This window comes from Tessaracoccus defluvii, assembly GCF_014489575.1.
GTDB lineage: Bacteria > Actinomycetota > Actinomycetes > Propionibacteriales > Propionibacteriaceae > Arachnia > Arachnia defluvii.
The window spans coordinates 997,435-1,022,467 of record NZ_CP060789.1; the positions used below are offsets into that span (position 1 = coordinate 997,435).

General features: G+C 72.4%; 21 protein-coding genes and 5 pseudogenes. 20 read left to right on the top strand and 6 right to left on the bottom strand.

What is annotated here, in order from left to right:
* Positions 1–58: 58 nt before the first annotated feature.
* Positions 59–2,203 (bottom strand): annotated as a pseudogene (glgX, locus tag H9L22_RS04715) (glycogen debranching protein GlgX).
* Positions 2,204–2,299: 96 nt separating this feature from the next.
* On the opposite strand from glgX, the pseudogene H9L22_RS20030 reads away from it, so the two are divergent.
* The 9 genes and pseudogenes from H9L22_RS20030 to H9L22_RS04755 all read left to right on the top strand — a co-directional run.
* Positions 2,300–2,947, top strand: a pseudogene (locus tag H9L22_RS20030) (cysteine desulfurase family protein); the annotation flags it as partial.
* A gap of 242 nt (positions 2,948–3,189) precedes the next feature.
* Positions 3,190–3,417 (top strand): hypothetical protein, encoded by a 228-nt coding sequence (locus H9L22_RS20035; RefSeq protein ID WP_320060611.1) that lies wholly within the window; start codon positions 3,190–3,192, stop codon positions 3,415–3,417.
* A gap of 30 nt (positions 3,418–3,447) precedes the next feature.
* Positions 3,448–4,521 carry a tRNA 2-thiouridine(34) synthase MnmA gene (gene mnmA / locus H9L22_RS04725; RefSeq protein ID WP_226966126.1) on the top strand — a complete coding sequence of 358 codons (1,074 nt, stop codon included), beginning with the start codon at positions 3,448–3,450 and terminating at the stop codon, positions 4,519–4,521.
* Positions 4,521–5,474: a uroporphyrinogen decarboxylase/cobalamine-independent methonine synthase family protein gene (locus tag H9L22_RS04730; protein WP_187721793.1), complete on the top strand. Its 954-nt coding sequence runs from the start codon at positions 4,521–4,523 to the stop codon at positions 5,472–5,474. The genes mnmA and H9L22_RS04730 overlap by 1 nt, the downstream gene beginning before the upstream one ends.
* Positions 5,475–5,513: 39 nt before the next feature.
* The gene (locus tag H9L22_RS04735) at positions 5,514–5,717 is read left to right on the top strand and encodes a hypothetical protein (RefSeq protein WP_187721794.1); all 204 of its coding nucleotides are present in this window, start codon (positions 5,514–5,516) and stop codon (positions 5,715–5,717) included.
* Positions 5,718–5,807: 90 nt separating this feature from the next.
* Positions 5,808–6,100 (top strand): annotated as a pseudogene (gene gatC / locus H9L22_RS04740) (Asp-tRNA(Asn)/Glu-tRNA(Gln) amidotransferase subunit GatC).
* Positions 6,100–7,611, top strand: coding sequence for an Asp-tRNA(Asn)/Glu-tRNA(Gln) amidotransferase subunit GatA (gene gatA, locus H9L22_RS04745; RefSeq protein ID WP_187721795.1), 1,512 nt, complete (start codon positions 6,100–6,102; stop codon positions 7,609–7,611). Before gatC ends, gatA begins: the two are co-directional and overlap by 1 nt.
* Entirely contained in the window at positions 7,608–9,095 is a 1,488-nt protein-coding gene (gatB, locus tag H9L22_RS04750; protein WP_187721796.1) for an Asp-tRNA(Asn)/Glu-tRNA(Gln) amidotransferase subunit GatB, read from the top strand. The genes gatA and gatB overlap by 4 nt, the downstream gene beginning before the upstream one ends.
* An 87-nt stretch (positions 9,096–9,182) precedes the next feature.
* On the top strand, positions 9,183–10,346 hold the full coding sequence (locus tag H9L22_RS04755) for a Fic family protein (RefSeq protein ID WP_187721797.1): 1,164 nt from the start codon (positions 9,183–9,185) through the stop codon (positions 10,344–10,346).
* A 55-nt stretch (positions 10,347–10,401) separates the two neighbouring features.
* Here H9L22_RS04755 and H9L22_RS20725 read toward each other — a convergent pair whose 3' ends face one another.
* From H9L22_RS20725 to H9L22_RS04765, 3 genes are all read right to left on the bottom strand, one after another.
* The gene (locus H9L22_RS20725) at positions 10,402–10,926 is read right to left on the bottom strand and encodes a pyridoxal-phosphate dependent enzyme (RefSeq protein WP_264292546.1); all 525 of its coding nucleotides are present in this window, start codon (positions 10,924–10,926) and stop codon (positions 10,402–10,404) included.
* On the bottom strand, positions 10,905–11,600 hold the full coding sequence (locus tag H9L22_RS20730; protein ID WP_264292547.1) for a pyridoxal-phosphate dependent enzyme: 696 nt from the start codon (positions 11,598–11,600) through the stop codon (positions 10,905–10,907). The genes H9L22_RS20725 and H9L22_RS20730 overlap by 22 nt, the downstream gene beginning before the upstream one ends.
* A 70-nt stretch (positions 11,601–11,670) precedes the next feature.
* Positions 11,671–12,279, bottom strand: a complete 609-nt coding sequence (locus tag H9L22_RS04765; RefSeq protein ID WP_187721798.1) for a TIGR03085 family metal-binding protein — start codon at positions 12,277–12,279, stop codon at positions 11,671–11,673.
* Positions 12,280–12,401: 122 nt separating this feature from the next.
* Between H9L22_RS04765 and H9L22_RS20320 the strand changes: the two are divergent.
* From H9L22_RS20320 to H9L22_RS04815, 11 genes and pseudogenes are all read left to right on the top strand, one after another.
* A pseudogene (locus H9L22_RS20320) lies at positions 12,402–12,763 on the top strand (MOSC domain-containing protein); the annotation flags it as partial.
* Positions 12,764–13,027 (top strand): 3-alpha domain-containing protein, encoded by a 264-nt coding sequence (locus H9L22_RS20325; protein ID WP_406707822.1) that lies wholly within the window; start codon positions 12,764–12,766, stop codon positions 13,025–13,027.
* Positions 13,028–13,061: 34 nt separating this feature from the next.
* Positions 13,062–13,388 carry a phosphoribosyl-AMP cyclohydrolase gene (gene hisI, locus H9L22_RS04775; protein ID WP_187721800.1) on the top strand — a complete coding sequence of 109 codons (327 nt, stop codon included), beginning with the start codon at positions 13,062–13,064 and terminating at the stop codon, positions 13,386–13,388.
* Positions 13,385–14,874, top strand: a pseudogene (locus H9L22_RS04780) (anthranilate synthase component I). Before hisI ends, H9L22_RS04780 begins: the two are co-directional and overlap by 4 nt.
* A complete protein-coding gene (locus tag H9L22_RS04785; protein ID WP_187721801.1) occupies positions 14,871–15,287 on the top strand; it encodes a hypothetical protein in 417 nt (138 codons plus the stop codon). Before H9L22_RS04780 ends, H9L22_RS04785 begins: the two are co-directional and overlap by 4 nt.
* Positions 15,288–15,328: 41 nt before the next feature.
* Positions 15,329–15,535, top strand: a complete 207-nt coding sequence (locus H9L22_RS04790) for an HGxxPAAW family protein (protein ID WP_226966128.1) — start codon at positions 15,329–15,331, stop codon at positions 15,533–15,535.
* Positions 15,532–16,326 carry an indole-3-glycerol phosphate synthase TrpC gene (gene trpC / locus H9L22_RS04795; RefSeq protein ID WP_187721803.1) on the top strand — a complete coding sequence of 265 codons (795 nt, stop codon included), beginning with the start codon at positions 15,532–15,534 and terminating at the stop codon, positions 16,324–16,326. The genes H9L22_RS04790 and trpC overlap by 4 nt, the downstream gene beginning before the upstream one ends.
* Complete coding sequence (gene trpB, locus H9L22_RS04800; RefSeq protein WP_187721804.1) at positions 16,323–17,558, top strand: tryptophan synthase subunit beta; 1,236 nt, start codon at positions 16,323–16,325, stop codon at positions 17,556–17,558. Before trpC ends, trpB begins: the two co-directional genes overlap by 4 nt.
* Positions 17,555–18,403 (top strand): tryptophan synthase subunit alpha, encoded by an 849-nt coding sequence (trpA, locus tag H9L22_RS04805; RefSeq protein WP_187721805.1) that lies wholly within the window; start codon positions 17,555–17,557, stop codon positions 18,401–18,403. The genes trpB and trpA overlap by 4 nt, the downstream gene beginning before the upstream one ends.
* Entirely contained in the window at positions 18,400–19,011 is a 612-nt protein-coding gene (locus H9L22_RS04810; RefSeq protein ID WP_187721806.1) for an SCO family protein, read from the top strand. Before trpA ends, H9L22_RS04810 begins: the two co-directional genes overlap by 4 nt.
* A gap of 33 nt (positions 19,012–19,044) precedes the next feature.
* Positions 19,045–19,746, top strand: coding sequence for a hypothetical protein (locus tag H9L22_RS04815; protein WP_187721807.1), 702 nt, complete (start codon positions 19,045–19,047; stop codon positions 19,744–19,746).
* Positions 19,747–19,762: 16 nt separating this feature from the next.
* Here the strand turns inward: H9L22_RS04815 and H9L22_RS04820 are convergent, their stop codons facing one another.
* Together H9L22_RS04820 and H9L22_RS04825 are read right to left on the bottom strand one after the other, a co-directional pair.
* Positions 19,763–22,681, bottom strand: coding sequence for a DUF5107 domain-containing protein (locus H9L22_RS04820; RefSeq protein WP_187721808.1), 2,919 nt, complete (start codon positions 22,679–22,681; stop codon positions 19,763–19,765).
* Positions 22,675–24,969, bottom strand: a complete 2,295-nt coding sequence (locus H9L22_RS04825) for a beta-galactosidase (RefSeq protein ID WP_187721809.1) — start codon at positions 24,967–24,969, stop codon at positions 22,675–22,677. Before H9L22_RS04825 ends, H9L22_RS04820 begins: the two co-directional genes overlap by 7 nt.
* Positions 24,970–25,033 lie beyond the last annotated feature (64 nt).

The following is a 25,033-nucleotide window of genomic DNA, read 5'->3' on the forward strand; positions in this document are numbered from 1 at the left end:
GTGCCTCAGCCTAGCCAAGTAGGGGAGGTCGCGTTGCGGGACGCAGCCACCGCCTCCGCTACAGAAGCAGGTTCAGCGAGGAGGGCTCCTCCTCGGCACGCAGTTCCAGCAGTTCCGCGGAGGTCAGCGGCACGGACACCTGCATGACGGCGACCGTGCGGGCAGGCAGGAGGAACTGGGCCGCAGCCGGGAGCGGACAGGTCGGTACCTCGTCGTCAGCGCCGCTGTGCCACACCACCTGGTAGCGGTATCCCACGGCAGCCCGGGGAGGATGATCGGCGCGGGCTCGGCGGCCGAGTTGAACCAGGTCAGGAACGCCTCGTTCTCATCGGAGACGTACATGCCGAGCAGGCGCCGCGAGCCGTCGTGCCACGACTCGATGCCCATCTCGCCGCCGAGGCCGTCCATCCACGTCAGATCGACGCGCTGGAGGTTCTCGCCGTGGGCGTTGAAGATCTCCTGGTGGTAGGCGTAGTCCGTGGGCCGGAACACCGGGTGGGACTGCCGGATCGCGATCAGCCTGCGGAGGCGTTCCTGCACGTCCTCCCAGCCGAGCTGCGGCGTCCAGTCCACCCAGGAGACGGGGGAGTCCTGGCAGTAGGCGTTGTTGTTGCCTCCCTGGGTGCGGCCGAGCTCGTCGCCCGCCGTCAGCATGGGGGTGCCCACGGCCAGGATCAGTGTCGCCTGCAGGTTCAGCACCTGCCGCTGCCGCAGCGCGTTGATCGCCTCGTCGGTGGTCTCGCCCTCCCAGCCGTGGTTCCAGGAGCGGTTGTTGTCGGTGCCGTCGCGGTTGGCCTCGCCGTTGTCGAGGTTGTGCTTCATGTCGTAGCTGACGAGGTCACGCATCGTGAAGCCGTCGTGCGCGGTGATGAAGTTGATGGACGACTGCGGGCTCCGGCCGGGACGGTCGAAGAGGTCGGGCGAGCCGGCGAGCCGGGTCGCCAGCTCCTGCACGCCGTGCACGGCGCCGCGCCAGTAGTCGCGGAGATGGTCGCGGAACCGGTCGTTCCACTCGTACCAGCCGGGGCCCCAGTTGCCGACCTGGTACCCGTAGGGGCCGACGTCCCACGGCTCGGCGATGAGCTTGATGTCGTCGAACGTCGGATCGGCGGCCAGGAGCTGCTTGAACGGGTGGTCCTGGTCGACGTGGTGCGCGCCGTCACGGATGAGCGTGGTGGCCAGGTCGAAGCGGAACCCGTCCACGCCCATCTCCGTGACCCAGTAGCGCAGCGAGTCGAGGATCAGCCCCGTCACCATGGGGTGGGACGTGTTGACGGAGTTACCGGTCCCCGTGACGTCGTAGTCGTCGCGGTGGTCGTTGGTGAGCCGGTAGTACGCGAGATGGTCGATGCCGCGCATGGACAGCGTGGGGCCGACGTGGCCGCCCTCGCCGGTGTGGTTGTAGACCACGTCGAGGATCACCTCGATGCCGGCCTCGTGCAGGGCGGAGACCATGTCCTTGAACTCGCGGACCTGGTTGCAGATGTCGCCGCGCGTCGCGTAGAACGCATGGGGGGCGAAGAAGCCGAGCGTGTTGTAGCCCCAGTAGTTGCTGAGCCCTTGGCGACGATGAACGGCTCCGAGATGAAGTGCTGCAGCGGCAGGAACTCGACGGCGGTGACGCCCAGCTCGGTCAGGTGCCGGATCACGGCGGGATCAGCCATGCCGAGGTAGGTGCCCCGCAGGTGCTCTGGCACGTCGGGGTGCAGCCTGGTGAGCCCCGCCAGGTGCGCCTCGTAGATGATCGTCTCCGACATGGGGCGGCGGCGGGCGATCGGGGTGGGCGCCGGTGTGTCGGCCACTACGACCGACAGCGGCACCGACATCAGCGAGTCGCTGTCCGACTTCGTGAAGGGGTCGCCCGGCTCGTGATCGAGGATGGGGCCCCGGAAGTCGACGCCGCCGCTGATGGCGCGGGCGTACGGATCCAGGAGCAGCCGCGCCGAGTTGAACCGGGCGCCGGCTGACGGATCCCAGGGGCCCTCGACGCGAAAGCCGTAGGTCTGGCCGTCGCCGACACCGTCGACGTCGGCATGCCAGATGCCTGCGTCGTCGCGGGCCATCTCGATGTGGGTCTGTTCACGCCGGGCGTCCACGAGGGCGAGCCAGACGCGGTCGGCCCGTGGGCCCACACGCGAAACGAGACGCCTCCGTCGTAGACGCGGGCGCCCAGCGTGCTGGACTCAGGCAGATCGCGGGTCATGGTTTCCTTCCCTCGGATGCGCGGGCCGGTCAATTCTGCCACTTTCGTTCATCGGTCAACTAATCTCGGCGAGCGACACGACCGTAGAGTGGCGGCGTGCCCAGCTATCTCGACCACGCGGCCACCTCGCCCCTGCGTCCCGAGGCTCTCGAGGCCTTCACCGCGGCGTCCGCCGTCGTGGGGAACCCGGCGTCCCTGCACCGGCCCGGTCAGCGCGCCCGTTCGGCGCTGGAGGAGGCCCGCGAGGAGCTTGCCGCGGCGCTGGGGGCCCACCCGACCGAGGTGATCTGGACGTCAGGAGGGTCCGAGGCGGACTCGCTCGCCGTCCTCGGCGCCTGGGCCGCCACCCGCGCCGGCCGCCCGCGCTGCCTCGTGTCCGCCGTCGAGCATCCCGCGGTGCGGGGCGCCGTCGACCACGGCGCCGGGCTGCTGCCGGTGACGCCGTCCGGGGAGGTCGATGTGGAGGCCGCGGCCCGGCTCATCGGCGCGGACGTCTCTCTGGTCTCCGTGATGTGGGTCAACAACGAGACGGGCATCGTGCAGCCCGTGGAGCAGGTGCGGCGGCTGGCCGTCCGGGCCGGCGCCCTGATGCACAGCGACGCCGTCCAGGCACTCGGGCATCTGCCCCTCGACTTCGCGGCCTCGGGCCTCGACCTGCTGTCAGTGTCGGCGCACAAGGTCGGCGGCCCCGTCGGGGTCGGCGCCCTGCTGGGGCGGCGCAGCGTCGGGCTCGTGCCGCTGGGGCTTGGCGGGGGACAGGAGCGTGGGGTGCGCTCCGGCACGGCCTCGGTCCCACTCGCCGCCGCCTTCGCCCGCGCCACCACGTTGGCGGTCGCCGAGCTCGCCGCGGAGGCGCCCCGGCTGACGGCGCTGCGCGACGCGATCGCCGCCGTCGTCGTGGGGGTCGGGGGACGACTCAACTCCCGCCAGGACGGGGCCCCCACATCGTCAACGTCACCTTCGACGGCGTCCGCGCCGACGACCTGTTGTTCCTGCTCGACCAGCGGGGCGTGCACGCCTCCGTCGGCTCCGCCTGCCGGGCCGGGGTGCACCAGCCGAGCGAGGTGCTGCTGGCGATGGGACGCACCCCGGACGAGGCGACCCAGTCGCTGCGGTTCTCGCTGGGCCGCGGCTCGTCGTCGGCCGACGTGGAGGCGTTGGCGCGGGCACTGCCCCCGGCCATCGATCAGGCCAGGGCCGCGTTCCGCGCGTAGACTGGCCCGCCGACGAGAGGAGACGTGGCCGTGCGGGTGCTGGTGGCGATGTCCGGCGGGGTCGACTCCGCCGTAGCGGCGGCGCGCCTGGTGGCGCAGGGTCACGACGTGACGGGCGTGCACCTGGCCCTCTCGAAGAACCCCGCGTCCTACCGGTCCGGCGCCCGCGGCTGCTGCTCGCTGGAGGACTCCCACGACGCCCGCCGCGTGGCGGACCGCCTCGACATCCCCTTCTACGTGTGGGACTTCGCCGAGGAGTTCCACGAGGCCGTGGTCGAGGACTTCGTCGCCGAGTACCGGGCCGGGCGGACCCCGAATCCGTGCCTGCGCTGCAACGAGAAGATCAAGTTCGCCGCGGTGCTCGACCGTGGGCTCGCTCTGGGCTTCGACGCGGTCGCGACGGGCCACTACGCGGACCTGCGCCGCCACGACGACGGCACCGTCACGCTCCACCGCGCGGCCGACGACGCCAAGGACCAGTCCTATGTGTTGGGGATGCTGACGCAGGCCCAGCTGTCGCGCTGCCTGTTCCCGCTGTTCGACGTGGAGAAGCCGGTCGTCCGCGAGGAGGCGCGCGCCCTGGGGTTCGGCGTCGCGAAGAAGCCCGACTCCCACGACATCTGCTTCATCGCCGACGGCGACACCCAGGGGTTCCTGTCGCGACACCTCGACGACGCGCCGGGCGACATCGTCGACGCCGACGGCGCCGTGCTCGGGCGGCACAGCGGCACCCACAACTTCACCGTCGGGCAGCGCAAGGGCCTCGATCTGCGGGTCCCCGCGCCGGGAGGCGAGCCACGCTACGTGCTGAGCATCGAGCCGGTCGCCCGACGGGTCGTCGTCGGCCCCCGCGAGGAGCTCGCGGTCACGCGGCTCGCGGGGATCCGGCCCACCTGGACCGGCGTCCGGCCGGACGGCCCGTGGCGCGGCAGGGCCCAGTACCGGGCCCACGGCGTCGCGCAGGCCGCCACGATCGAGACGGCCGGCGACACGCTCACCGTCTCCCTGGACGAGCCCGCCTCCGGCGTCGCGCCCGGCCAGACGGTCGTCCTCTACGACGGCGACCGGGTCGTCGGCAGCGCCGTCATCGCCGAGGCCGCCTGATGCGGATCACGGCTTCCGGGTCGCTGCCGGGCGACGACTTCCGCGGCGCGCTGACCGCCATGGCCGAACTGCTGCCCGACGTGACCCCGCTGCCGGAGCTGCCCGCCCGCGGCGTGGGCTCCCAGTTCATCGGTCGCGCACTCGGCCTGATCGACGGCCTCGGCTTCGACCTGCAACCCGCAGGCTGGCGGCTCACGCACCACCCGTCCGCCGACCAGCGGCGCGCCGCGGCCCAGTGGCGACGCGACCTCGACGACGCCGAGGAACTCCTGCAGGGTTTCGACGGCACGTGCAAGGTCGCCGTCGCGGGGCCCTGGTCACTGGCGGCCTCCGTCGAACGCCCCATGGGCGACCGGCTCCTGGCCGACCACGGGGCCCGGCGCGAGCTGGCCCAGGCCCTCGCCGCCGCCGTCGGTTTCCTGCGTGACGACATCGCCCGCCGGCTCCCGGAGGCCACGGTCCTCATCCAGATCGACGAGCCCTCCCTGGTCGCCGTCGGCGCCGGCCGCGTGCCGACCGCCTCCGGTTTCTCCCGTCACCGCCGCGTCGACGGCCCCGAGCTCGTGGCGGCCCTCGCCCCGCTCGCCGCCGGCGCCTGGCTCCACTGCTGCGCACCCGGCGCCTGGCTCGACGTCGCCCGCCGTGCCGGGTTCGCCGGTGCGGCCGTCGACTCCCGGCTGGCCGACCTCGACGACCTGGCCGCCTGGCTCGACGACGGCTCCGCCCTCGTCCTCGGCGTGGTCGACACCGCCGCGACCATGCCGCAGGGCGTCGACGACCTGGTCCGGGAGGCGCTGAGGGTGCTGCGGGCCCTGCAGGTCACCCCGGGGGACGGTCTGCTGCTCGGCACCGCGTGCGGGCTGGCCGGGTGGCGGCTGCGCGACGTGCCGGGCCAGCTCGAGGCGCTCTCCCGCGCGGCCGCGCTCACCGACGAGGCACTCGGCCGCGGCTGACCCGGCCGACCGGCTCCCGCACCGCCTAGACTGACCGCCATGCGCGTGTTCTCCGATCTGAACCTGAACGGCCGGGCACCCACCCGTGCACAGCCGGGGCGGGGGACCTGGGGGCCCGCCGGCGTCGTGTCGACCCGTGCCAAGAAGATCATCCGGATCGTGGTACCCATCGTCGTCGTCGCGATCGCCGTCGGCCTGTTCTTCCTCGGCCGCATGTTCTACCTCATGCTCACCGGCGCCTGACCCGCCGGACCGGTGCGGCACGGGCCGGCGCCCGGGCCCTAAGATGGGCCCAGCCGCCACCGCGGCGAGAAGCCAACCTAGGAGCACGAAGTGGGTCTCACCGCCGACGACGTGGCTCGGCTGGCAGCCCTGGCCCGCATCCAGCTCACCGAGCAGGAATGCGCAGAGCTTGCCCCCGAGTTGGACGTCATCCTGCAGTCCGTCGCGAGCGTGTCGGAGGTCGCCGGCCCGGACGTGCCGCTGGCCACGCACGCCATGGAGATGAGCAACGTGTTCCGCGCGGACGTCGTGACGGCGTCGCTGACGCAGGAGGCGGCCCTGGCCGGCGCCCCGACAGCGAGGACGGCCGCTTCCGCGTCCCCCAGATCCTGAGCGAGGACTGATGAGCACCCTGCTGACCCGTTCCGCCGCCGACCTCGGCCGCGCCATGGTTGCCGGTGAGCTGACCTCCGAGGAGCTCACCCGCGCCTGCCTCGACCGGATCGAGGCCCTGAACCCTGTCCTGAACGCGTTCGTCGCGCTGGACGCCGACTCCGCGCTGGCCCAGGCCCGCGCCGTCGACGCCCGCCGCGCGGCGGGCGAGGAGCTGGGCCCGCTCGCCGGGGTGCCCATCGGCGTGAAGGACAACTTCTGCACCACCGACTTCCCGACAACGTGCGGCTCGCGGATGCTGCGCGACTGGGTGCCGCCCTACGACGCCACCGTCGTCACGCGGCTACGGGAGGCGGGCCTGGTCATCGTCGGCAAGACGAACATGGACGAGTTCGCCATGGGCTCGTCGACGGAGACCTCGTTCTTCGGCCCCACCCGCAATCCGTGGGACACCGACCGGATCCCCGGCGGCTCCGGCGGCGGGTCCTCCGCGGCCGTCGCCGCGCTCATGGTCCCGCTGGCCGTCGGCTCCGACACGGGTGGCTCCATCCGCCAGCCCGGCTCGGTCACCGGCACCATCGGCGTCAAGCCCACCTACGGCGGCGTCTCGCGCTACGGGCTCGTCGCGATGGCCTCGAGCCTCGACCAGCCCGGCCCCGTCACGCGCACAGCCGAGGATGCGGCCCTCCTACAGCAGATCATCGGTGGCTATGACCCCCGCGACTCTGCGTCCATCGACCAGAGCGTGCCCGATCTCGTCGCGGCTGCGGCGGCGACCGATCTGGCCGGCGTCCGCGTCGGCGTCGTCGCCGAGTTCCGCGGCGACGGCTACGAGCAGGGCGTGCTCGACCGGTTCGACGAGGCCATCGAGGTGCTGCGCGCCGCCGGCGCCGAGATCGTCGAGGTCTCGTGCCCGGCCTTCACCTACGCGCTGCCCGCGTACTACCTGATCCAGCCCGCCGAGCTCAGCTCGAACCTGGCCCGCTTCGACGGGATGCGCTACGGCCTCCGCGTCGGCGACGACGGCACCGCGTCGGCCGAGCAGGTGATGAACCTGACCCGCGAGGAGGGCTTCGGCCGCGAGGCGAAGCGGCGCATCATCATCGGCACCTATGCGCTGTCGGCCGGCTACTACGACGCCTACTACGGCTCGGCCCAGAAGGTCCGCTCACTGATCCAGCAGGACTTCGACCGGGCCTTCGCCAGCGTGGACGTGCTCGTCTCGCCGACGACGCCCACCGTCGCCTTCCGCGTGGGGGAGCGCACCGCCGACCCGATGAGCATGTACCTGGCCGACCTGTGCACGATCCCCAGCAACATGGCGGGCAACGCGTCGGCGTCGTTCCCGGCCGGGCTCAGCGAGGGCCTTCCCGTGGGCCTGCAGGTGATGGCGCCGCCGATGGCGGACGAGCGCCTGTACCGGGTGGGCGGCGTCCTCGAACGCGCCCTCGAGGCGCACTGGGGCGGGCCTCTGCTCGCCCGCATGAACCAGATCGACGGATCGAAGGTGGTGTCCGCATGAGCGCGACGGTCGACTACGACGAACTCCTCACCCGCTACGAGCCCGCGCTGGGCCTCGAGGTGCACGTCGAGCTCAACACGGCCACCAAGATGTTCTGCGGCTGTGTCAACGAGTTCGGCGGCGAACCCAACACGCACGTGTGCCCGGTGTGCCTCGGGCTGCCCGGCTCGCTGCCCGTCATCAACGGCAAGGCCGTCGAGTCGGCGATCCGGATCGGGTTGGCGCTCAACTGCTCCATCGCCTCGTGGTGCCGCATGGCGAGGAAGAACTACTTCTACCCCGACATGACCAAGAACTTCCAGACGTCGCAGTACGACGAACCCATCGCGTTCGAGGGCTACGTCGACGTCGAGGTCGACGGCGAGACGTACCGCGTCGAGATCGAGCGCGCGCACATGGAGGAGGACGCGGGCAAGGCCACGCACATGGGCGGCTCCGGCCGCATCCACGGTGCCGACTACTCGCTGATCGACTACAACCGTGCCGGCGTGCCCCTCATCGAGATCGTGACGAAGCCCATCCGCGGTACCGGCGCCAAGGCGCCGCAGGTCGCGAAGGCCTACGTGGCGCACCTGCGTGAGCTGATGAGGGCGCTCGGAGTCTCGGACGTGAAGATGGAGCAGGGTTCGCTCCGCTGCGACGCGAACGTGTCGCTGGCCCCCATCGGTTCGGAGACACTCGGCACCCGCACCGAGACGAAGAACGTCAACTCCCTGCGCTCCGTCGAACGCGCCATCACCTACGAGATGACCCGGCAGGCCGCCGTCCTCGATGAGGGCGGCCGGGTCACGCAGGAGACCCGTCACTTCCATGAGGCCGACGGCACCACGTCGTCCGGCCGCTCGAAGGTGGAGGCGGAGGACTACCGCTACTTCGCCGAGCCCGACCTGATGCCGATCGCTCCGAGCCCAGAGTGGGTCGAGCAACTGCGCGCAACGCTGCCTGAGCCCCCCGCCGAGCGGCGGGCACGGCTGCAGGAGGCCTGGGGCTTCAGCGACATCGACTTCGCCGCCGTCGTCAACTCGGGCGCGCTGGGCGTCGTCGAGGAGACCGTCGCCGCGGGCGCGGCCCCGGCCGCGGCGCGCAAGTGGTGGGTCACCGAACTCGCCCGGCGGGCGAACGAGGCTGGCATCGAGCTCGACGAACTGGCGATCACCCCGGCCCAGGTGGCGGGGGTGCAGGCCCTCGTCGACGCAGGCACCGTCAACGACAAGCTGGCCCGGCAGGTGATCGACGGCGTGCTGGCCGGTGAGGGCGAGCCCGCCGAGGTCGTCGAGCGGCGGGGACTGGTCATCGTCTCCGACGAGGGGGCGCTCAGCGTCGCCGTCGACGAGGTGATCGCGGCCAATCCCGACGTCGCGGACAAGATCCGCTCCGGCAAGGTGCAGGCCGCGGGTGCTCTCATCGGACAGGTCATGAAGGCCATGAAGGGGCAGGCCGACGCCGGCAAGGTCCGCGAACTGGTGCTCTCCAAGCTGGCCTGACCCCGGCACATCCTTGCGTTACCGACGCCATACGATAGGTTAACTCTGTAACCTATCGTATGGCTCGTTGAGCGTCAGGATGTGCGCATGAGTGAAGGGTGGCCGGTCGCCGGTTCCGAGACCATCCACTGGAAGGACCAGTGGCGGCCCTACGTGGCCGCGGTGCTGCCCTCGATCGCCGGCCGCGACCTTGCCGATGTCCTGTCAGGCGACATTGCCGTCGAGGTGGGAGCGGCCCAGCAGTCGATCGTGGACTTCGATGCCGCGTTCGCATCCGAGTTCGGCGGACTGGGCATCGAGACGATCGACACGGTCCTCGTCCGTTCCGAGGCCGCCTCCTCGTCCCAGATCGAGCACCTCACCGTGTCCGCGAAGCAGCTTGCCCTGGCCGAGCACGGCTCCTCCCGCAGCGGCAACGCGCGCCTCGTCCACGCCAACGCCGTCGCCATGGCGGACGCGCTTGCCGAGGAACGTCCGCTCGACACCGCGCTGGCCGACCGCATGCAGGCGGATCTGCTGGGGGAGACGGGGCTGCACCTGGGCATCAGGGAGGAGCCCGTCTGGATCGGCACCTCGGGCTCCTCGCCGCACGGGGCGGACTACGTGGCGCCGCACCACGGCCGTGTGGCCGCGTCACTCGACGACCTCTGGCGGTTCCTCGCCCAGCCGACGGCACTGCCGCTGGCGCAGATCGCCGTCGGCCACGCCCAGTTCGAGAACATCCATCCGTACGTCGACGGCAACGGCCGCGTCGGGCGGGCGCTCATCCACCGCCACCTGCGCAGGACCGGCCTCGCGCGGACCGTCACGGTTCCCGTCTCGGCGGGGCTGCTCGCCGATCCGCGGGGATACGTGGAGGCGCTCACGCAGCTGCGGGCGGGTGATCCCGTGCCGATCGTCCTCGCCTTCACCCGGGCCACCCGGGTGGCCACCGCGCTGGGCCGGGAGCTCATCGACGACCTCGCGGCGTTGCGCGACGCGTGGCAGCTGCGGCTGACGGCGCGCAGCGACTCGGTCGCCTGGCGCATCGCGGACGCCCTGGTGGGGCGGCCGGCCATCAGCGCGAACTCCGCCGCGGAGCGGTTCTCCGTCACGCCGGCGGCGGCCCGCACCGCGATCCAGGCACTCGTGGACGCGGGCATCCTCCGCCAGGCCTCGACCGGGAGCCGGAACCGGGTGTGGGTGGCCGAGGAGGTGACGGCGGCCTACGACCGGCTCGCCGTCCTGATCGGGCGCCGTCGCCCCTACTGACCCGGGAGACGACGAAGGGGCGCCGGTCGCCCGACGCCCCTTCCATCTCGTTCCGTCAGACCATGCCCAGGCGCTCCGCGACGAAGTCGATGTCCTTGTCGCCGCGGCCGGACAGGTTGACGACGATCACGTCGTCGGCCGACAGCGTCGGCGCCAGCTTCATGGCGTAGGCGAGCGCGTGGCTCGACTCGATCGCCGGGATGATGCCCTCGGTGCGGCACAGCGCGGTGAAGGCGTCCAGGGTCTCGTCGTCGGTGGCCGTCACGTAGGTCGCGCGGCCGACGTCGCGCAGGTGCGCATGCTGCGGGCCGACACCCGGGTAGTCGAGGCCCGACGCGATGGAGTGGACGGGCCAGGGCTCGCCCGCCTCGTCCTGCAGCACCAGCGTCTGCATCCCGTGGATGACGCCGGGGCTGCCCAGCGTCATCGCTGCGGCATGGTCGCCGGGGTGGTCGAGCCCGCGGCCGGCGGGCTCCACGCCGTAGATGGCCACGTCGGGATCCTCGAGGAAGGCCGAGAAGAGGCCCATCGCGTTGGACCCGCCACCCACGGCGGCGATCAGCGCGGTGGGAGCCTGCACTCCTTCTCCAGGATCTGGGCCCGTGCCTCCCGGCCGACGACGGACTGGAAGTCGCGGACCATCGACGGGAACGGGTCGGGACCGACGACCGAGCCGATCGCGAACATCGTCTCGCCGAAGTCGGCGGCCCACATACCGAAGGCGGAGTCCACGGCGTCCTTCAGGCAGCGTCCGCCGCTCTCGACCGGCACGACGGTGGCGCCCAGCAGACGCATCCGCACCACGTTGGGGTGCTGCTTGGCGATGTCGATGGCGCCCATGTGGATCTCGCACTCGAGGCCGAGCAGGGCCGCGGCCGTGGCGAGCGCCACCCCGTGCTGGCCGGCGCCGGTCTCGGCGATGACCTTCTTCTTGCCCATGCGCTTGGCCAGCAGCACCTCGCCGAGGGTGTGGTTGATCTTGTGGGCGCCGGTGTGGTTGAGGTCCTCGCGCTTCAGGTAGATGCGCGCGCCGCCCAGTTCGGCGGTGAGCCGCTGGGCGAGGAACAGGGGCGAGGGGCGGCCGACGTAGTCGGCGAGCAGGGCCTCGTATTCGGCGATGAAGGCCGGGTCGTCCTTGGCCTCCGCGTAGGCGGCGGCGACCTCGGCGATGGGGGCCTCGAGGTGAGGGGGCAGGAAGCGACCGCCGTGGTCGCCGAAGAAACCGGCCTCGTTGGCGTGAGTGAGCGATGTCATGTGCGGATGGTAGCGATCAGGCCACCCGCCGTGTCGGCGGCGTTCGCAGGACGGATACCCGCCGGGCCCGTCAGAGGGAGGAGATGGCCTTGTCCCAGCGTTCCACGTCGGCCGGCTCGCCCGTGACGGTGACGTCGCCGTCACGCCCGCTCAGGTGCAGCAGCAGCTCCGAGGGGAGCCCGACCAGGTGGACGACCCGTGCCCCGGTGCCCCACACGGCCTGGGCGCCGGTGTCGGAGCGGGTGACGCGGATCTGGTGACCGAACCGGAACTGGGTGCGGCGCCCCAGGACGGCCGCGATCGGCCACAGCTCCTGCTGTTCGGCCGCGGTCAGGCTCTGGTGGCGGTCGTTGGCCCGCAACACGTCCTCGTGGTGGATGAACAGCTCGCTCGTGTTGACGAGGCGGTCCAGCGGGCGCATCACCCAGCCAGGCGAACGGATCGCCTGCACGAGTGCCGGGTAGCCGAGCGTGTGCAGCGCCTCCACCTGGATCCTGCGCGTCTGCTCGGAGAACCGCTCGCTGCCGATGCCGGGTAGAGCCAGGGGCCGGTGCTCGCGGATGTACAGGTGCGCGGCCAGCTCCTGCGTCCGCCACCCCTCGCACTTCGTCGGCGCGAAGGGGCCGAGTTCGTCGAGGAGGTGGGCGAGGGCGGCGCGCTGCCGGCGGGCGAAGCTCATGCCCGACAGCCTACCCATCGTCGTCTCCGCGGGATGACTAGGCTGGACGGGTGACCCAGCTCGGAACCATCTCTGCCGTGCGCGTCGGCCGCGCCCACGATCACTCCTGGAGCGGCTCCGTGGTGCGCAGCGCAGGTCTCAAGCTCCCCGTCGAGGGTCGCGTCAGCCTCGGGCCGCTCGGCCTGGCGGGCGACGAGCAGGCCGACACCGTCCACCACGGCGGCCAGGAGAAGGCCGTCCTGTGCTACGCCGCCGCGAACTATCCGCGCTGGCGCAGCGGGGAGGGGCTGGACCTGCCGCTGGGAGCCTTCTTCGAGAACGCGACCCTGGACATCCCCGGCTGGGACGAGACGACGCTGCGGCTGGGGAGACGTGGCGGCTCGGGAGCGCCGTCGTGCAGGTCTCCGAGCCGCGGCAGCCATGCTACAAGCTGGCGAAGCGGTGGGGGATCGACGACCTGGTGGTGCGCGTCCAGCGCACCGGCATGTCCGGCTGGTACCTGCGGGTGCTGGAGACCGGAGACGTTGGCGCCGGCGACACGGTGGCGCGCCTGGCCGACTCCGCGGGGCCGACGCTGCGCGAGGCGTCCGTCGTCGTGCAGGGACTCACGGACGATGCGGACCTGATCCGGCGGGTGCTGGCCTTCGAGGGCCTGCCGACCCGGTGGCGGCCGCGGATCGAGCGGCGGCTCGCAGGGGGCCGGGTCGACGAGTCAGCCCGCGAGCGTGGCCCGGCCGCGGACCGGTGATCCCGGTGCGGCGCGACGTTGGCACAATGTCCGCATGCGTGAACTGACGTACAACGCCGAGGGGCTGATCCCCGCCATCGCCCAGGATGCAGAGACCCGCGAGGTCCTCATGCTGGCCTGGATGGATGCCGAGGCACTCCGGCGGACCCTGACCACGGGCAAGGCGACCTACTGGTCACGCTCCCGGAAGGAGTACTGGGTCAAGGGCGAGACGTCGGGCCACCACCAGCGGGTCGTCTCCGTGGCCGCCGACTGCGACGGCGACACGATCCTCCTGACCGTCGAGCAGACAGGCGCAGCCTGCCATACCGGCAACCACACCTGCTTCTTCACGGAGCTGACCGCCGGAGACGTCGCATGATCGTCGAACCCTCCCTGGCCGAGTTCACGGAGCTGGCCCGCACCCGCCGCGTCATCAGCGTGCACGCCCGTCTGCTGGCCGACGACCTCACGCCCATCGCCGTCTACCAGTCGCTGTGCGGCGCACGGGAGGGCACCTTCCTGTTCGAGTCCGCCGAGGCAGGCATCTGGTCGCGCTACTCGTTCGTCGGCGTGCGGTCGGCCGCGACGCTGACCGCGGCCGACGGCCGCGCCGTCTGGCTGGGGCGCGAGCTCACGGGCCTCGACGGCGACGCCGATCCGCTCGAGGTGCTGCGGCGCACGCTCCACGAGCTGGCCACCCCGGCCGCGCCCGGGCTGCCCCCGTTCCACGCCGGCATGGTCGGCTACCTGGGCTACGACGTGGTCCGCCGCCTCGAGCGCCTCCCCGACACCACCGTCGACGACCTGCAGCTGCCCGAGCTCGTGATGATGCTCGCCAGCGAGGTCGCCGTGCTCGACCACCACACGGGCGAGCTCTGGTTGATCGCGAACGCGATCAACTACGACGGCACCGACGAGGGCGTCGAGCGCGCCTACCACGGGGCCGTCGCGGCCGTCGAGGCGATGGCCGGTCAGCTCGCGAAGCCGCGCAGCACGCTGGCGGTGCAGGAGGGCCCGGCGGTGGTGCCGGAGATCCGGCGGCAGCGCACGTCGGCCGAGTACATGGAGCTCGTGGAGGCCGCCAAGGAGGAGATCCGCGCCGGGGAGGCGTTCCAGATCGTCGTCTCGCAGCGCTTCGACATCCCGACCGACTCCGACGCGCTCAACGTGTACCGGGCGCTGCGCCTGACCAACCCCAGCCCCTACCTGTACCTCCTGCGACTTCCCGGGTTCGCGGTCGTCGGGTCCAGCCCCGAGGCGCTGGTCAGCGTCAACGACGGCCTCGCGACCACCCGGCCGATCGCCGGATCCCGCCCCCGGGGGCCACGGTCGAGGCCGACCGCAGGCTGGCCGAGGAACTCCTGGCCGACCCCAAGGAGCGCGCGGAACACCTGATGCTGGTCGACCTTGGCCGCAACGACCTGGGCCGCATCTGCGAGCCGGGCAGCGTCACCGTCCACGAGTTCATGCACGTGCGCCGCTACTCGCACATCATGCACCTCGAGGCGGCCGTCTCCGGACGCGTCGACGCGCGCCACACCGCGCTGGACGCCGTGCTGGCCTGCTTCCCGGCCGGCACGCTGTCCGGGGCGCCGAAGGTGCGCGCCATGCAGATCATCGACGACCTGGAGGCGACCCGCCGCGGGCTCTACGGCGGGGTCGTCGGCTACTTCGACTTCGCAGGCAACGCCGACGTGGCCATCGCCATCCGCACCGCGGTGCTGCGCGACGGCGTCGCGCACGTGCAGGCCGGCGCTGGGATCGTCGCCGACTCCGACCCGGCCACCGAGGACGCGGAGTGTCAGCACAAGGCGCGGGCGGTCGTGACCGCCATCGGGCGGGCCGCGGGGATGGCGTCGTCGTGAGGCCAGGGCGCGGGCCGGTCACGGTCGCGACGGCGGCCGCGGGGTTGGTCGTCGTGCTGGCCGCGCAGGCGGCCGGATCCCCGCTCGGCTCGGTGGCGTGGGCGCTGCTGGCCGGCGTCGGGCTGTCCCTGATGCTGCGCGGGTTCTCCCTGCGCATCGTCGGCATCGCGCTGGCGACGCTGGCGGTCGCCGGTGCGGGCTGGGCGGCCGTGGAGGCCCGCTGGGTCGAGCTGGGAGGTTTCGTCGTCGCCGCCGTGGCCGCCGCGGGCTTCGTCCTGTGGGGTCCCGGGTGGGTGCGGCGCCCGTCGGCCGGGCCCAGGGCGGGCAGCGACCCGTGGAAGGCGATGGACGGGGGGATCGACCCCACCGACGGGGATGAACAGGACATGCGGCAGCCCGGCGGGCCAGGGTAGGCTGAGCTGCGTTGATGCCCTCTCACGAAAGGCCTGGGACCATGGCGCGTACCCCGAAGTACTACCACCACGGCAGGAGCCCCGCCGCCTGGACGGGCGTCGTCATCACGGCCATCGGCTTCGTGCTGGGCGCCATCGGCTCCGTGATGGGCCCGAACTGGGCGCTGGTGCTCACCGGCGCGGCCATCGTGCTCGTCGGCGGCCTCACGGTCATGGTCATGAAGACCGTTGGCCTCGGCCAGCCGTGAGTGTCCTTGACGACATCATCTCGGGAGTCCGGCTCGACCTTGCGGAGCGCGCGGCGCGCGTTCCGCTGAGCGATGTCCGCCGCGCGGCCGCGGACGCCGCGCCTGCGCGACCGGTGATGCCGGCGTTCCGCTCCGACGCGCTCTCGGTGGTCGCCGAGGTCAAGCGCAAGTCCCCCTCCAAGGGTGACCTGGCGGAGATCCCCGACCCCGCGGCCCTGGCCGCCGCCTACGCCGCCGGGGGCGCGACCGCGATCTCCGTGCTCACGGAGGAGCGGCGTTTCCGCGGCTCGCTGGCCGACCTGGACGCCGTCCGGGCCGCCGTCGACGTGCCGGTGCTGCGCAAGGACTTCATGGTCGACGAGTACCAGTTCCACGAGGCGCGAGCACACGGGGCCGACCTCGTGCTCCTCATCGTCGCGGCCCTCGGCGACGCCCAGCTGTCGGACTTCCTGGCCCTGACGGCGGAGCTGGGGATGACCGCGCTGGTCGAGACCCACACGGCCGAGGAGGTCGACCGGGCGGTGGCCGTCGGCGCCGAACTGATCGGCGTCAACAACCGCAACCTCAAGACCCTCGACGTGGACCTCGCCACCTTCGGCGGCCTCTCCGAGCGGATCGGTCCCGGCGCCGTCCGCGTGGCCGAGTCGGGCATCTTCACGGCCGCGGACGTGGCCACCGTCGCCGCCCAGGGCGCCGACGCCATTCTCGTGGGGGAGGCCCTCGTCCGGCACGGGGACCCCACCGCAGCGATCGCGGGCTTCATCGCGGCCGCGGAAAGGGCACGGGCATGAGCCTGCCTACCAGCAACGGACACTTCGGCATCTTCGGCGGGAGGTTCGTCCCGGAGGCGCTGCAGGCGGCCCTCAGCGAGCTGACCGTCGCGTTCGACGAGGCCATGGCCGATCCGGCCTACCACGCGGAGCTGGCCCGCCTGCAGCGTGATTACGCCGGACGTCCGACGCCCATCACCGTCGCCTCCAACTTCTCGAAGCAGTGCGGCAACGCCACGATCCTCCTGAAGCGTGAGGACCTGAACCACACGGGCGCCCACAAGGTCAACAACGTGCTCGGGCAGGCCCTGCTGACCAAGCGCATGGGCAAGACCCGCGTCATCGCGGAGACCGGCGCCGGCCAGCACGGGGTGGCCACCGCCACCGCCGCCGCGCTGCTCGGCCTCGAGTGCCGCGTCTACATGGGCGAGGTCGACACGCAGCGGCAGGCCCTGAACGTGGCCCGCATGCAGCTGCTCGGCGCCGAGGTCTACGCGGTGGCCGCCGGCTCCCGCACGCTCAAGGACGCCATGAACGAGGCGATGCGTGACTGGGTCACCACCGTCGACAACACGCACTACCTGATCGGCACCGTCGGCGGCCCGCACCCGTTCCCGTACCTGGTGCGCGAGCTGCAGCGGGTCATCTCGACCGAGGCCAGGGCGCAGATGCTGGCCGACCACGGCGCGCTGCCCGACTACGTCGCGGCGTGCGTCGGCGGCGGCAGCAACGCCATCGGCATGTTCTACGACTTCATCGGCGACGAGTCCGTCTCCCTCTACGGCTTCGAGGCCGGCGGCGACGGCGTCGAGACCGGCCGGCACGCGGCCACCATCACAGCGGGCAGCCACGGCGTGCTGCACGGGTCCCGCACCTTCGTGCTGCAGGACGAGGACGGTCAGACGATCGAGTCGCACTCGATCTCCGCGGGCCTCGACTACCCGGGCGTCGGCCCCGAGCATGCCTGGCTGGCCGAGACGGGGCGCGCCGTCTACGAGCCGATCACCGACGACGAGGCGATGGACGCGTTCCGCGAGCTGACCTGCACCGAGGGGATCATCCCGGCCATCGAGTCGGCCCACGCCGTCGCCGGGGCCAAGCGCCTCGGCCAGCGGATCGCCGAGCAGGATCCCACCGCCCGCCCCACCATCCTCGTGTGCCTGTCCGGCCGGGGGGACAAGGACGTGGCCACCGCGTTCGAGTACTTCGGGCTGCCCGGCGTGCCGGACAAGACCGTTGGAGGCATGGCATGAGCCAGTTCACCGATCCGGCCCGACTGGGCATCTCGGGCGCCGTCGTCGCGCGCTGCCTCGACGCGGGCCGCCCCGCGCTCGTGGGCTACCTGCCCGTCGGATACCCGGACGTGGCCGGCTCGCTGGACGCCGTGCGCGCCATCACCGAGGGCACCGACGGCCGCGGCGTCGACCTCGTCGAGATCGGCATCCCGTACTCGGACCCGCTGATGGACGGCCTGGTCATCCAGCACGCCACCACGAAGGCCAGGGCGCGCGGGGTCCGCACCCGCGACGCCTTCGCCGCCGTCGAGGCCGTCGCCGCCACGTCGGCCACGCCCATGGTGATGACCTACTGGAACCTCGTCGAGGCCTACGGCCCCGACGCGTTCGCCCGTGACCTAGCAGCCGCCGGCGGCGCGGGCGTCATCACGCCGGACCTGCCGCCGGACGACTGCCCCGAATGGTTCGCCGCCACCGACGCCCACGGCCTCGACCGGGTCTTCCTCATCGCGCCGTCCTCGCTGGACGAACGGATCGCGCTGACCATGGACTCCTGCCGCGGCTGGGTCTATGCCTCGTCCGTGATGGGCGTCACCGGCACCCGCGCCGCCACCTCCGACGCGGCGCCCGTGATCGTCGAGCGGGCACGCAGGGTCGACCCCGGTCTGCCCGTCGGCATCGGGCTCGGCGTCAGCAACGGCGACCAGGCCGCCGAGATCGGCGCCTTCGCGGACCTCGTCATCGTCGGCTCGGCCCTCCTGAAGTGCCTCGACAGCGACGGGGCGGACATGCCCGGCGACCTGGCCCGGCTGCGCGCTTTGGCGGGCGAACTGGCCGAGGGCGTCGACCGGTCCCGGCGATGATCTCCCGGCGCGGCCTCCTCGGCCTCGGCGGGATCACGCTGGTGGCCGGCTGCGTGCCCGACGCGCCGCCCGCGACGACGACGGCCGGCGACTGGCACGGCACCCACCTGGCGGACGGCGGGAATCCGCTGCCCGACGTCACCCTGATCGACCAGTTCGGGCAGCCGTACAACCTGGCCACGGGCCCGACGACCCGCGCCGTCGCCCTGTTCTTCGGCTACACCAACTGCCCCGACGTGTGCCCCGGCATCCTCGCCGACATGGCGACGGCGAAGCGGCGGCTGCCCGCCGAGATGGTCGACGACGTGACGCTGATCGTCGTCACCACCGACCCCGCCCGCGACACCCCCGAGGTGCTCAAGGAGTACCTGGTGCGCGTCGACGACTCGTTCGTCGGCCTCACCGGCGACCTGGAGACGATCAAGCCCGCGGCCATGAGCCTCGGGATCGACATCTCGGAGGGCAAGCAGCTGCCGTCCGGCGGGTACGAGGTCGACCACGGCAGCTACGTGATGGGCTTCGGCGAGGACCGCAGGCTGGCCGTCGTCTGGAGCCAGATCGCCCCGGCGGACCTCAAAGAGGACTTCGAACGGCTCCTCGCCGCCTGAGCGGCGCACCCCTCGCCGACTAGCATCTCGGGGGTGTCCCACACTCCCGACTTCCTGCCGCCCGGTCCCGCGCCGTCGCGTTCCTCCGACGGATCGGCTCCGCCGCCTCCGCCGTCGCCCGCCACCGGGCCCTCCGTGCGGCGCCTGCCCCGCTGGCTCCTCATCGCGCTGGCCGGACTGGCCGGCTTCGCGCTCATCCTCGGCGCGGCCGTCGTCGCCGGGCGGGGGGAGCCGGCCCCGACCGTCGAACCCACCCTGCTCAACCCCGGCTACCGCCCCAGCGCCGGGCCGGGGGCCCGCCCGTTCGCGGAGCCGAGGACGTCGCGGCCGCCGGTGCAGCCACCCGACGCCACCCCGGCCCAGACCTGGCCGGAGCGGGAGTCCTCCACCGACCTGACCGGCTGGCGGGACGTCGTCAACCCCGAAGGTGGCGGATACCGGATCCCGTCGGGATGGACCCACAAGGAGGGGGACGTCGTCGGCTACGAGACGATGAACAGCATCGTCGCGGGAGGGGTCGCCTCCTTCGACCCAGGCCCGCAACACTCCTTCGTGCCCATGTACCCCGATGACTACTCCTGCAACACGCCCGCGATCCGGTTCACCGCCGTCACCCGCGAGGCGGGAGGCGCCGCGCACACCATGCTGGCCGTCTCCCACATCGGCGAGGCCGGTTCGCTCAGCGCGGCGGCAGAGCAGGAGATCCTGGCGACCTTCACGGCGCCGGGTCGGTGACCCGGCGCCGTCGGCCTCAGCGGGTGAACAGCAGCAGCTCCGGCAGGCTCGTCGCGAAGTAGTCGGTGCTGCCGTCGTCGTGCCGCGCCACCGGGGGGACGTAGACGGGCCGGGCCTCACCCAGCGTCGCCGGTGGATCGGCGGGCTCGAGCCCCAGCGCCGCGCGCGTGGCATCCCAGGCGGCCAGCGCCTTGCCCTCGCCGCCCTCCCACGGGTGGAACCGGCGGGTCGTGAGGATCTGGAAGGCCCGGTCGGCCCGCCCCTGCGTCAGCAGCAGGCCGATGAAGCTGATGGTCAGGTCGTCACGGGTCAGCACCACGTCCTCGACGTCGACGAGCCGGGCGTAGCGGTCGGCCTCCGTGTCGCCCAGCCGGACGGCGAGCTGGTCGCGCTCGTAGCGGAGCCGCGCGTCGCGCGGCGCGACGGCCACGGCCCTGTCGTAGCGGGAGCGGGCGGCCGCGTCGTCGCCGGCCACGTTGAACTGGGCCAGTGCCGCGTTGCGCAGGAGGACCGGGTGTTCCCAGCCCGCCGCCAGCGCGGCCTCCCAGTGGTCGAGGGCCTCGCGCCGTCGGCCGGCCTGGTAGAGCAGCATCCCGAGCAGGTGGTGGGCCACGGGGCCTCCCGCGTTGCGCGCAACGGCCGCGGTCAGCGCGTCGTGGGCGTCGAGGCCGTCGGGGAAGACCCAGGTGAGATCGCCCCCGGCGGCCGCCGCACGGCGTGCCTGGGCGTCGACGGGGCGGCCCAGCGTTTCCAGCAGCTCCGCCGCCACATAGCCGGCGACCGGCCCGAAGGTGCCCGCCGGCGCGGGGGGAGCGGCCTCGACGAGCCCGAGCAGCCGCAGCGCGTCGTCGGTCTCCCCACAGTCGCGCAGGAACACGGCGACGTCCAGCAGCGTGCCCGCCTCGCCGGGCAGGACGCCGGCCAGGACGCGGAGCTCCGCGGACAGGGGGTCGGTGGCCAGAGCCTCGGCGACGAGGGCATCGGCGTCGCCCGCCCGACCGACACGGCGGAGCAGTACGGCCCGCAGGGCGATCCGCCGCGTGTCATGTCCGACGACGCCGTCGAGGGTGTCCAGCACCCGCAGCGCCGCCCGGTTGTGACCGAGCCGGGCCTGCAGGCTCGCCAGCTCGAAGCCGGCGGGCGCCGCCCAGGCCGCGTCCCAGCCCGCCTTGCCGAACGCCCGGGCCGCGTCGGTCGTGCGGCCGAGCCGCAGCAGGATCAGGCCGTGGAGGTAGTAGGCCTCGGCGTTGAGTGGCTGCGCGTTGAGGCGCGTCAGCCGGGTCAGCGCCGTCGTGGTGAGCGCGAGGGCGGCCTCGTACCCGCCGGCGCGGAAGGCCCGCTCGGCCAGCGCCACGTTCGTGGGGGCGTGACCGGGGTCCCGGCGCAGGGCCTCCTCGTAGTAGGGCAGCGGCGAGCGGGTCGGATGCCGGTACTGCTCGAGGTGGACGCCGGTCAGGTAGAGCTCCTCGACCGACCCGAGCTCCATCGGGGCGGCGGGAGCCTCGGCCGGCGCGGGCTCGACGTCGCTGGGCAGCTTCGGCTCCCACCGGACCAGCAGCAGGCCGGCCGCGTCCAGGAGTTCGGCGGTCAGCCCACCGGTACCTGCGACGGCCTCGGCCACCGTCGCGACGTGGCCCGGCTCGAGGTCGACGACCTGCTCCGCCACGACGACACCGTCGCGCAGCAGCCGCGCAACAGCCCCGGGGCGGGGTGAGGTCACGGAGAAGCGGGCCACGGCGGCGCCGTCCCTGGCCACGTGCACGGCCGCGTCCGGAGTGGCCTGGTGCGCGGGGCCGATCGCCGGGATGGGGTACCAGTACTGCGCGAAGACCTTCGTCTCGCCAGGCAGCAGCCACGTGAAGTCGGGCTGGTTGTCGGTGTACACGCCGGCCATCAGCTCGACGTAGGGGCCGTCGGCGTCCGTGAGCTGCGCGTCCCAGGCCCGGCCGAACGGCGAGTTGCCCCAGGTCCACTGCTTCTTGCCGGGCGAGACCCTGCGCTCGGCCCAATGCACGAAGCCTGCGCCGACGCCGTGGTCGTAGCCGCCGAAGAAGTCGTCGAAGCTGTCGACGATCATGTAGGAGGTGGGCACGGGGATGTTGCGGTACCAGTCGACGCGGTCCGCGCCGGGGCGCTCGGCGGCCAGCGCGGAGTAGTCGACGCCGTAGTAGGGGCGGTCCGCGCAGGGGAAGGCCGTGATGGCGCGGCGGGCGTGGTCGGCGACATGGGCGACGTCCTCGGGGAAGAACGTCTGGTAGTCGTCGCCGACGGCGGCGGCCACGTTGGCCCACCAGAGGAACGACTGTCGCAGCGCGGTGCGGTTGTGCAGTCGCACGCGCAGCTCGATCACGGAGGAGTCGGGCCGCAGGCGGATGCCGTGCTGAGCCGACATCCGGGCGAACGGGTCGTGGTCGCCGCACCAGAGGGTGACGGCGCCGTCGGCCTCCTCCTCGATGGTGGTGTCGACCCCGAGCCAGGTGGCGGGGCGGTGGTGCTGCGGCCAGTTGAACTCGATGCCGCCGCTGATCCACGGCCCGCCGAGCCCGACGAGCGCGGGCTTGATGACGTTGTTGCGGTAGAAGAAGTCGTAGCCGGTGGTCTTGTCGTAGCCGATGTGGATCCGGCCGCCGAGCTCGGGCAGCACGACGAGGCGCACGTACCGGTTCTCGAGGTGCACCGCGCGCCAGCTACGGAGCCTTGGCTCGTCGGCGACCTGCTCCACGAACGGGACCGGGTAGATCCGGCCGCTGGAGCCCTGGTAGACGCGGTTGTCGAAGTACATCGGGTAGGGGCTGGGGTCCGCGGCGTCGTAGGTGAGGATCTCCAGGTCCTCCTCCCAGGCGACGGCGCCTCCGTCGGCCAGCCGGGCCGCCAGATCGGCGGGGGCGTCGGGAAGCTGGAGCGTAGTGGGGGCCTGGGTCGAGGGGGTCAGCATGACTCTTTCTCCTGCGATGGGTGGAACGTGAGGGGGATACGGGAGACCTGGATCAGGTCGATGGAGCGGAGGGTGACGCCGGGCGGCGCGTCGCGGACGGAGGGATCGACCCAGACGCCCGCGGCCGGGTCCCAGCCCAACAGCTCAAGCGTGACGCCGCCTGCGGCGAGGATCGCGTCACGGTGGTCACTCAGGCAGGTGTCCCAGACCCGGCCGTGCCAGAAGTGGTCGCTGATGACCTCGTCGCCGACGAGGCAGCGCCCGACATCGCCCGACCAGGCGATCCGCAGCAGCGTGGTCGGGGCATCCAGGGCCTCGGCGGGAATGGTGACCTGAACCCTGCCGGCGCCGGAGAAGTCGGTCGGCGCGCTCAGCCGCCCCAACGGACCACCCGGGCGCGGGCGGTACGGCTCGGCGACGACCGGGCTTGATTCGACGGTAATCGAAGAATGTCCGGCATCTGCCTGCCGGACCTGCCAGCTCGACCACCAGTCGGCGGGCTCCAGGGCGATGGCGGCGGGGGACCGCGGCGGGGCGGTCGGGGGCCAGACGGCCAGGCGGAACGAGGCCTGCTCGCAGTGGGCGACCAGCCCATCGGGGGTTGCACGGACGGGGACCTCGGAGAGGATGAGCCGGTCGCGTCCCGCCACGGGGAGGCGGTAGGCCTGGTCGGCGGCGGCCTCATCCAACACCAGCAGGGTGACGCCGTCGACGTCGAAGCGACACCCGGCGCCGGGAGCGACCGTCGGCCGGAGCCGGACACCGCCGTCGACCGCCTCGGCGGTGACGGGACCGTCGACGGCCGGGGACCCGTCGAACACGAACTCCGGGGCGACGCCGTCGGTGGCGACGAACACCACGAGGGGCTCTCCACCGTCGAAGCGGGTCAGCAGCTCGGCCGTGGCGCTGCGCAGCGTGAGGTCGTCGGTCAACGGGTACCGCAACGGCCACGCCACGGAGACGCCCGCCGGCAGGTCCACGGGGCGGTGCGGCACGGTGACGGTGGCGTCGTCGAAGTCGACGGTGATCTGGACTCCGGGCTGCGGCGCCAGCGGGTACCTGTCGACCTGGTAGGTCGTGAGGAACAGGTAGCCGCGTCGCCCGTCGCCGCGGACGGCCCAACGCAGCTCCTCCGGATCGTCCGATCCGCCGCCGATGTGCACCGGCATGGCCGCCAGGGCCGCGCCGTCGGCGGCGAGCCACAGGTGCTGGCGCCGGAGCAGGTGGTGGTGCGGCCTGATCTGACCGAACTCGCCGATGGGGGCGAAGAAGTCGTAGCTGCGGGTCGGGACGTCGTTGGGGTAGTTCGTCGCCTGGGACTCCTGCTCCGTGCCGTGGGGGCCGACGCGCATCGTGCCTCCCGCATACATGTAGTAGCCCTGCCAGATCGATCCAGAGCCGAGCTTCGCCTTCGCCAGGGCGGCCACGTCGCGGGCGGTGACCAGGGGACGGCGATGGTAGGCCACGTGCATGCCGCCGCCCAGCTCGCAGGTCGCGAAGGGGAATCTGTGTTCCTCGGCGACGGTGCCGTCCGCCGTCGACGCGTCGAGAGCGGCGCGCAGATCCGCGCCGACCCCCAGGTCATCGCGGACGGTGCTGTACCGGAAGTGCGTGGCCGCGAAGGCCGGCCACGGGGTGGCCGAGTCCTCCCAGAAGCCGTCGACGTAGGCGCTGTACACCGGCAGCAGGTTCTCCGGCAGCTGCGCACCTCCCCAGCCGGTGGCCGTCCACAGCGGCACGCGGAGGCCGAGCTCCTCGGCGATCGTGCGCAGCGTGGCCAGATGGCCGGGCTGGTCGTAGAGCTCGTTGTCGACCTGTACGCCGACGACCGGGCCGCCCTCGCCGTGCGTGAGGCCGTGCAGCTGGTCGATGATCTGTGCATACAGGATCGTGACGAGCGCCAGGTAGGCCGGATCGTCGGTGCGGGGGACGAGTGGGAGGTCCAGCAGCCAGTCGGGGAAGCCGCCGTGGCGGGCCTCCCCGTGCGCCCAGGGGCCCAGCCGGACGATGACCTCGAGACCCTGGTTGGCCGCGGCCTGGATGAAGGCCCTCAGGTCGAGGTTGTCGTCCCAGCGGAAGTCGCCGCGGGTGGGCTCGTGGGCCTGCCAGAAGACGTAGGTCGCCACGGTCGTCAGGCCGCCGGCGCGGGCGTGACCGAGCACCTCGTCCCAGCGGGCGCGCGGAATGCGTGAGTAGTGGATCTCGCCCGTCACGGGGAACCAGGGGGCTCCGTCGCGGAGCAGGTGTGTCGGGGTGACCTCGATGCGGCGCGGTGGGCTGGCTGGCATGGTTCTCTCCTGCTGACGTCGGTGTCGACATGGTCAATCTATCGGGGCTTGACTGACATCGGCA

Coding starts and splice junctions, on each gene's coding strand:
- H9L22_RS04730 (WP_187721793.1), top strand. CDS start 4,521: ATGCGGATCACGGCTTCCGGGTCGCTGCCGGGCGACGACTTCCGCGGC.
- H9L22_RS04735 (WP_187721794.1), top strand. CDS start 5,514: ATGCGCGTGTTCTCCGATCTGAACCTGAACGGCCGGGCACCCACCCGT.
- H9L22_RS04765 (WP_187721798.1), bottom strand. CDS start 12,279: ATGAGCTTCGCCCGCCGGCAGCGCGCCGCCCTCGCCCACCTCCTCGAC.
- H9L22_RS04825 (WP_187721809.1), bottom strand. CDS start 24,969: ATGCCAGCCAGCCCACCGCGCCGCATCGAGGTCACCCCGACACACCTG.
- H9L22_RS04810 (WP_187721806.1), top strand. CDS start 18,400: ATGATCTCCCGGCGCGGCCTCCTCGGCCTCGGCGGGATCACGCTGGTG.
- trpB (WP_187721804.1), top strand. CDS start 16,323: ATGAGCCTGCCTACCAGCAACGGACACTTCGGCATCTTCGGCGGGAGG.
- H9L22_RS04820 (WP_187721808.1), bottom strand. CDS start 22,681: ATGCTGACCCCCTCGACCCAGGCCCCCACTACGCTCCAGCTTCCCGAC.
- gatB (WP_187721796.1), top strand. CDS start 7,608: ATGAGCGCGACGGTCGACTACGACGAACTCCTCACCCGCTACGAGCCC.
- H9L22_RS04755 (WP_187721797.1), top strand. CDS start 9,183: ATGAGTGAAGGGTGGCCGGTCGCCGGTTCCGAGACCATCCACTGGAAG.
- trpA (WP_187721805.1), top strand. CDS start 17,555: ATGAGCCAGTTCACCGATCCGGCCCGACTGGGCATCTCGGGCGCCGTC.
- H9L22_RS04790 (WP_226966128.1), top strand. CDS start 15,329: ATGGCGCGTACCCCGAAGTACTACCACCACGGCAGGAGCCCCGCCGCC.
- hisI (WP_187721800.1), top strand. CDS start 13,062: ATGCGTGAACTGACGTACAACGCCGAGGGGCTGATCCCCGCCATCGCC.
- H9L22_RS20730 (WP_264292547.1), bottom strand. CDS start 11,600: ATGACATCGCTCACTCACGCCAACGAGGCCGGTTTCTTCGGCGACCAC.
- gatA (WP_187721795.1), top strand. CDS start 6,100: ATGAGCACCCTGCTGACCCGTTCCGCCGCCGACCTCGGCCGCGCCATG.
- H9L22_RS20325 (WP_406707822.1), top strand. CDS start 12,764: ATGTCCGGCTGGTACCTGCGGGTGCTGGAGACCGGAGACGTTGGCGCC.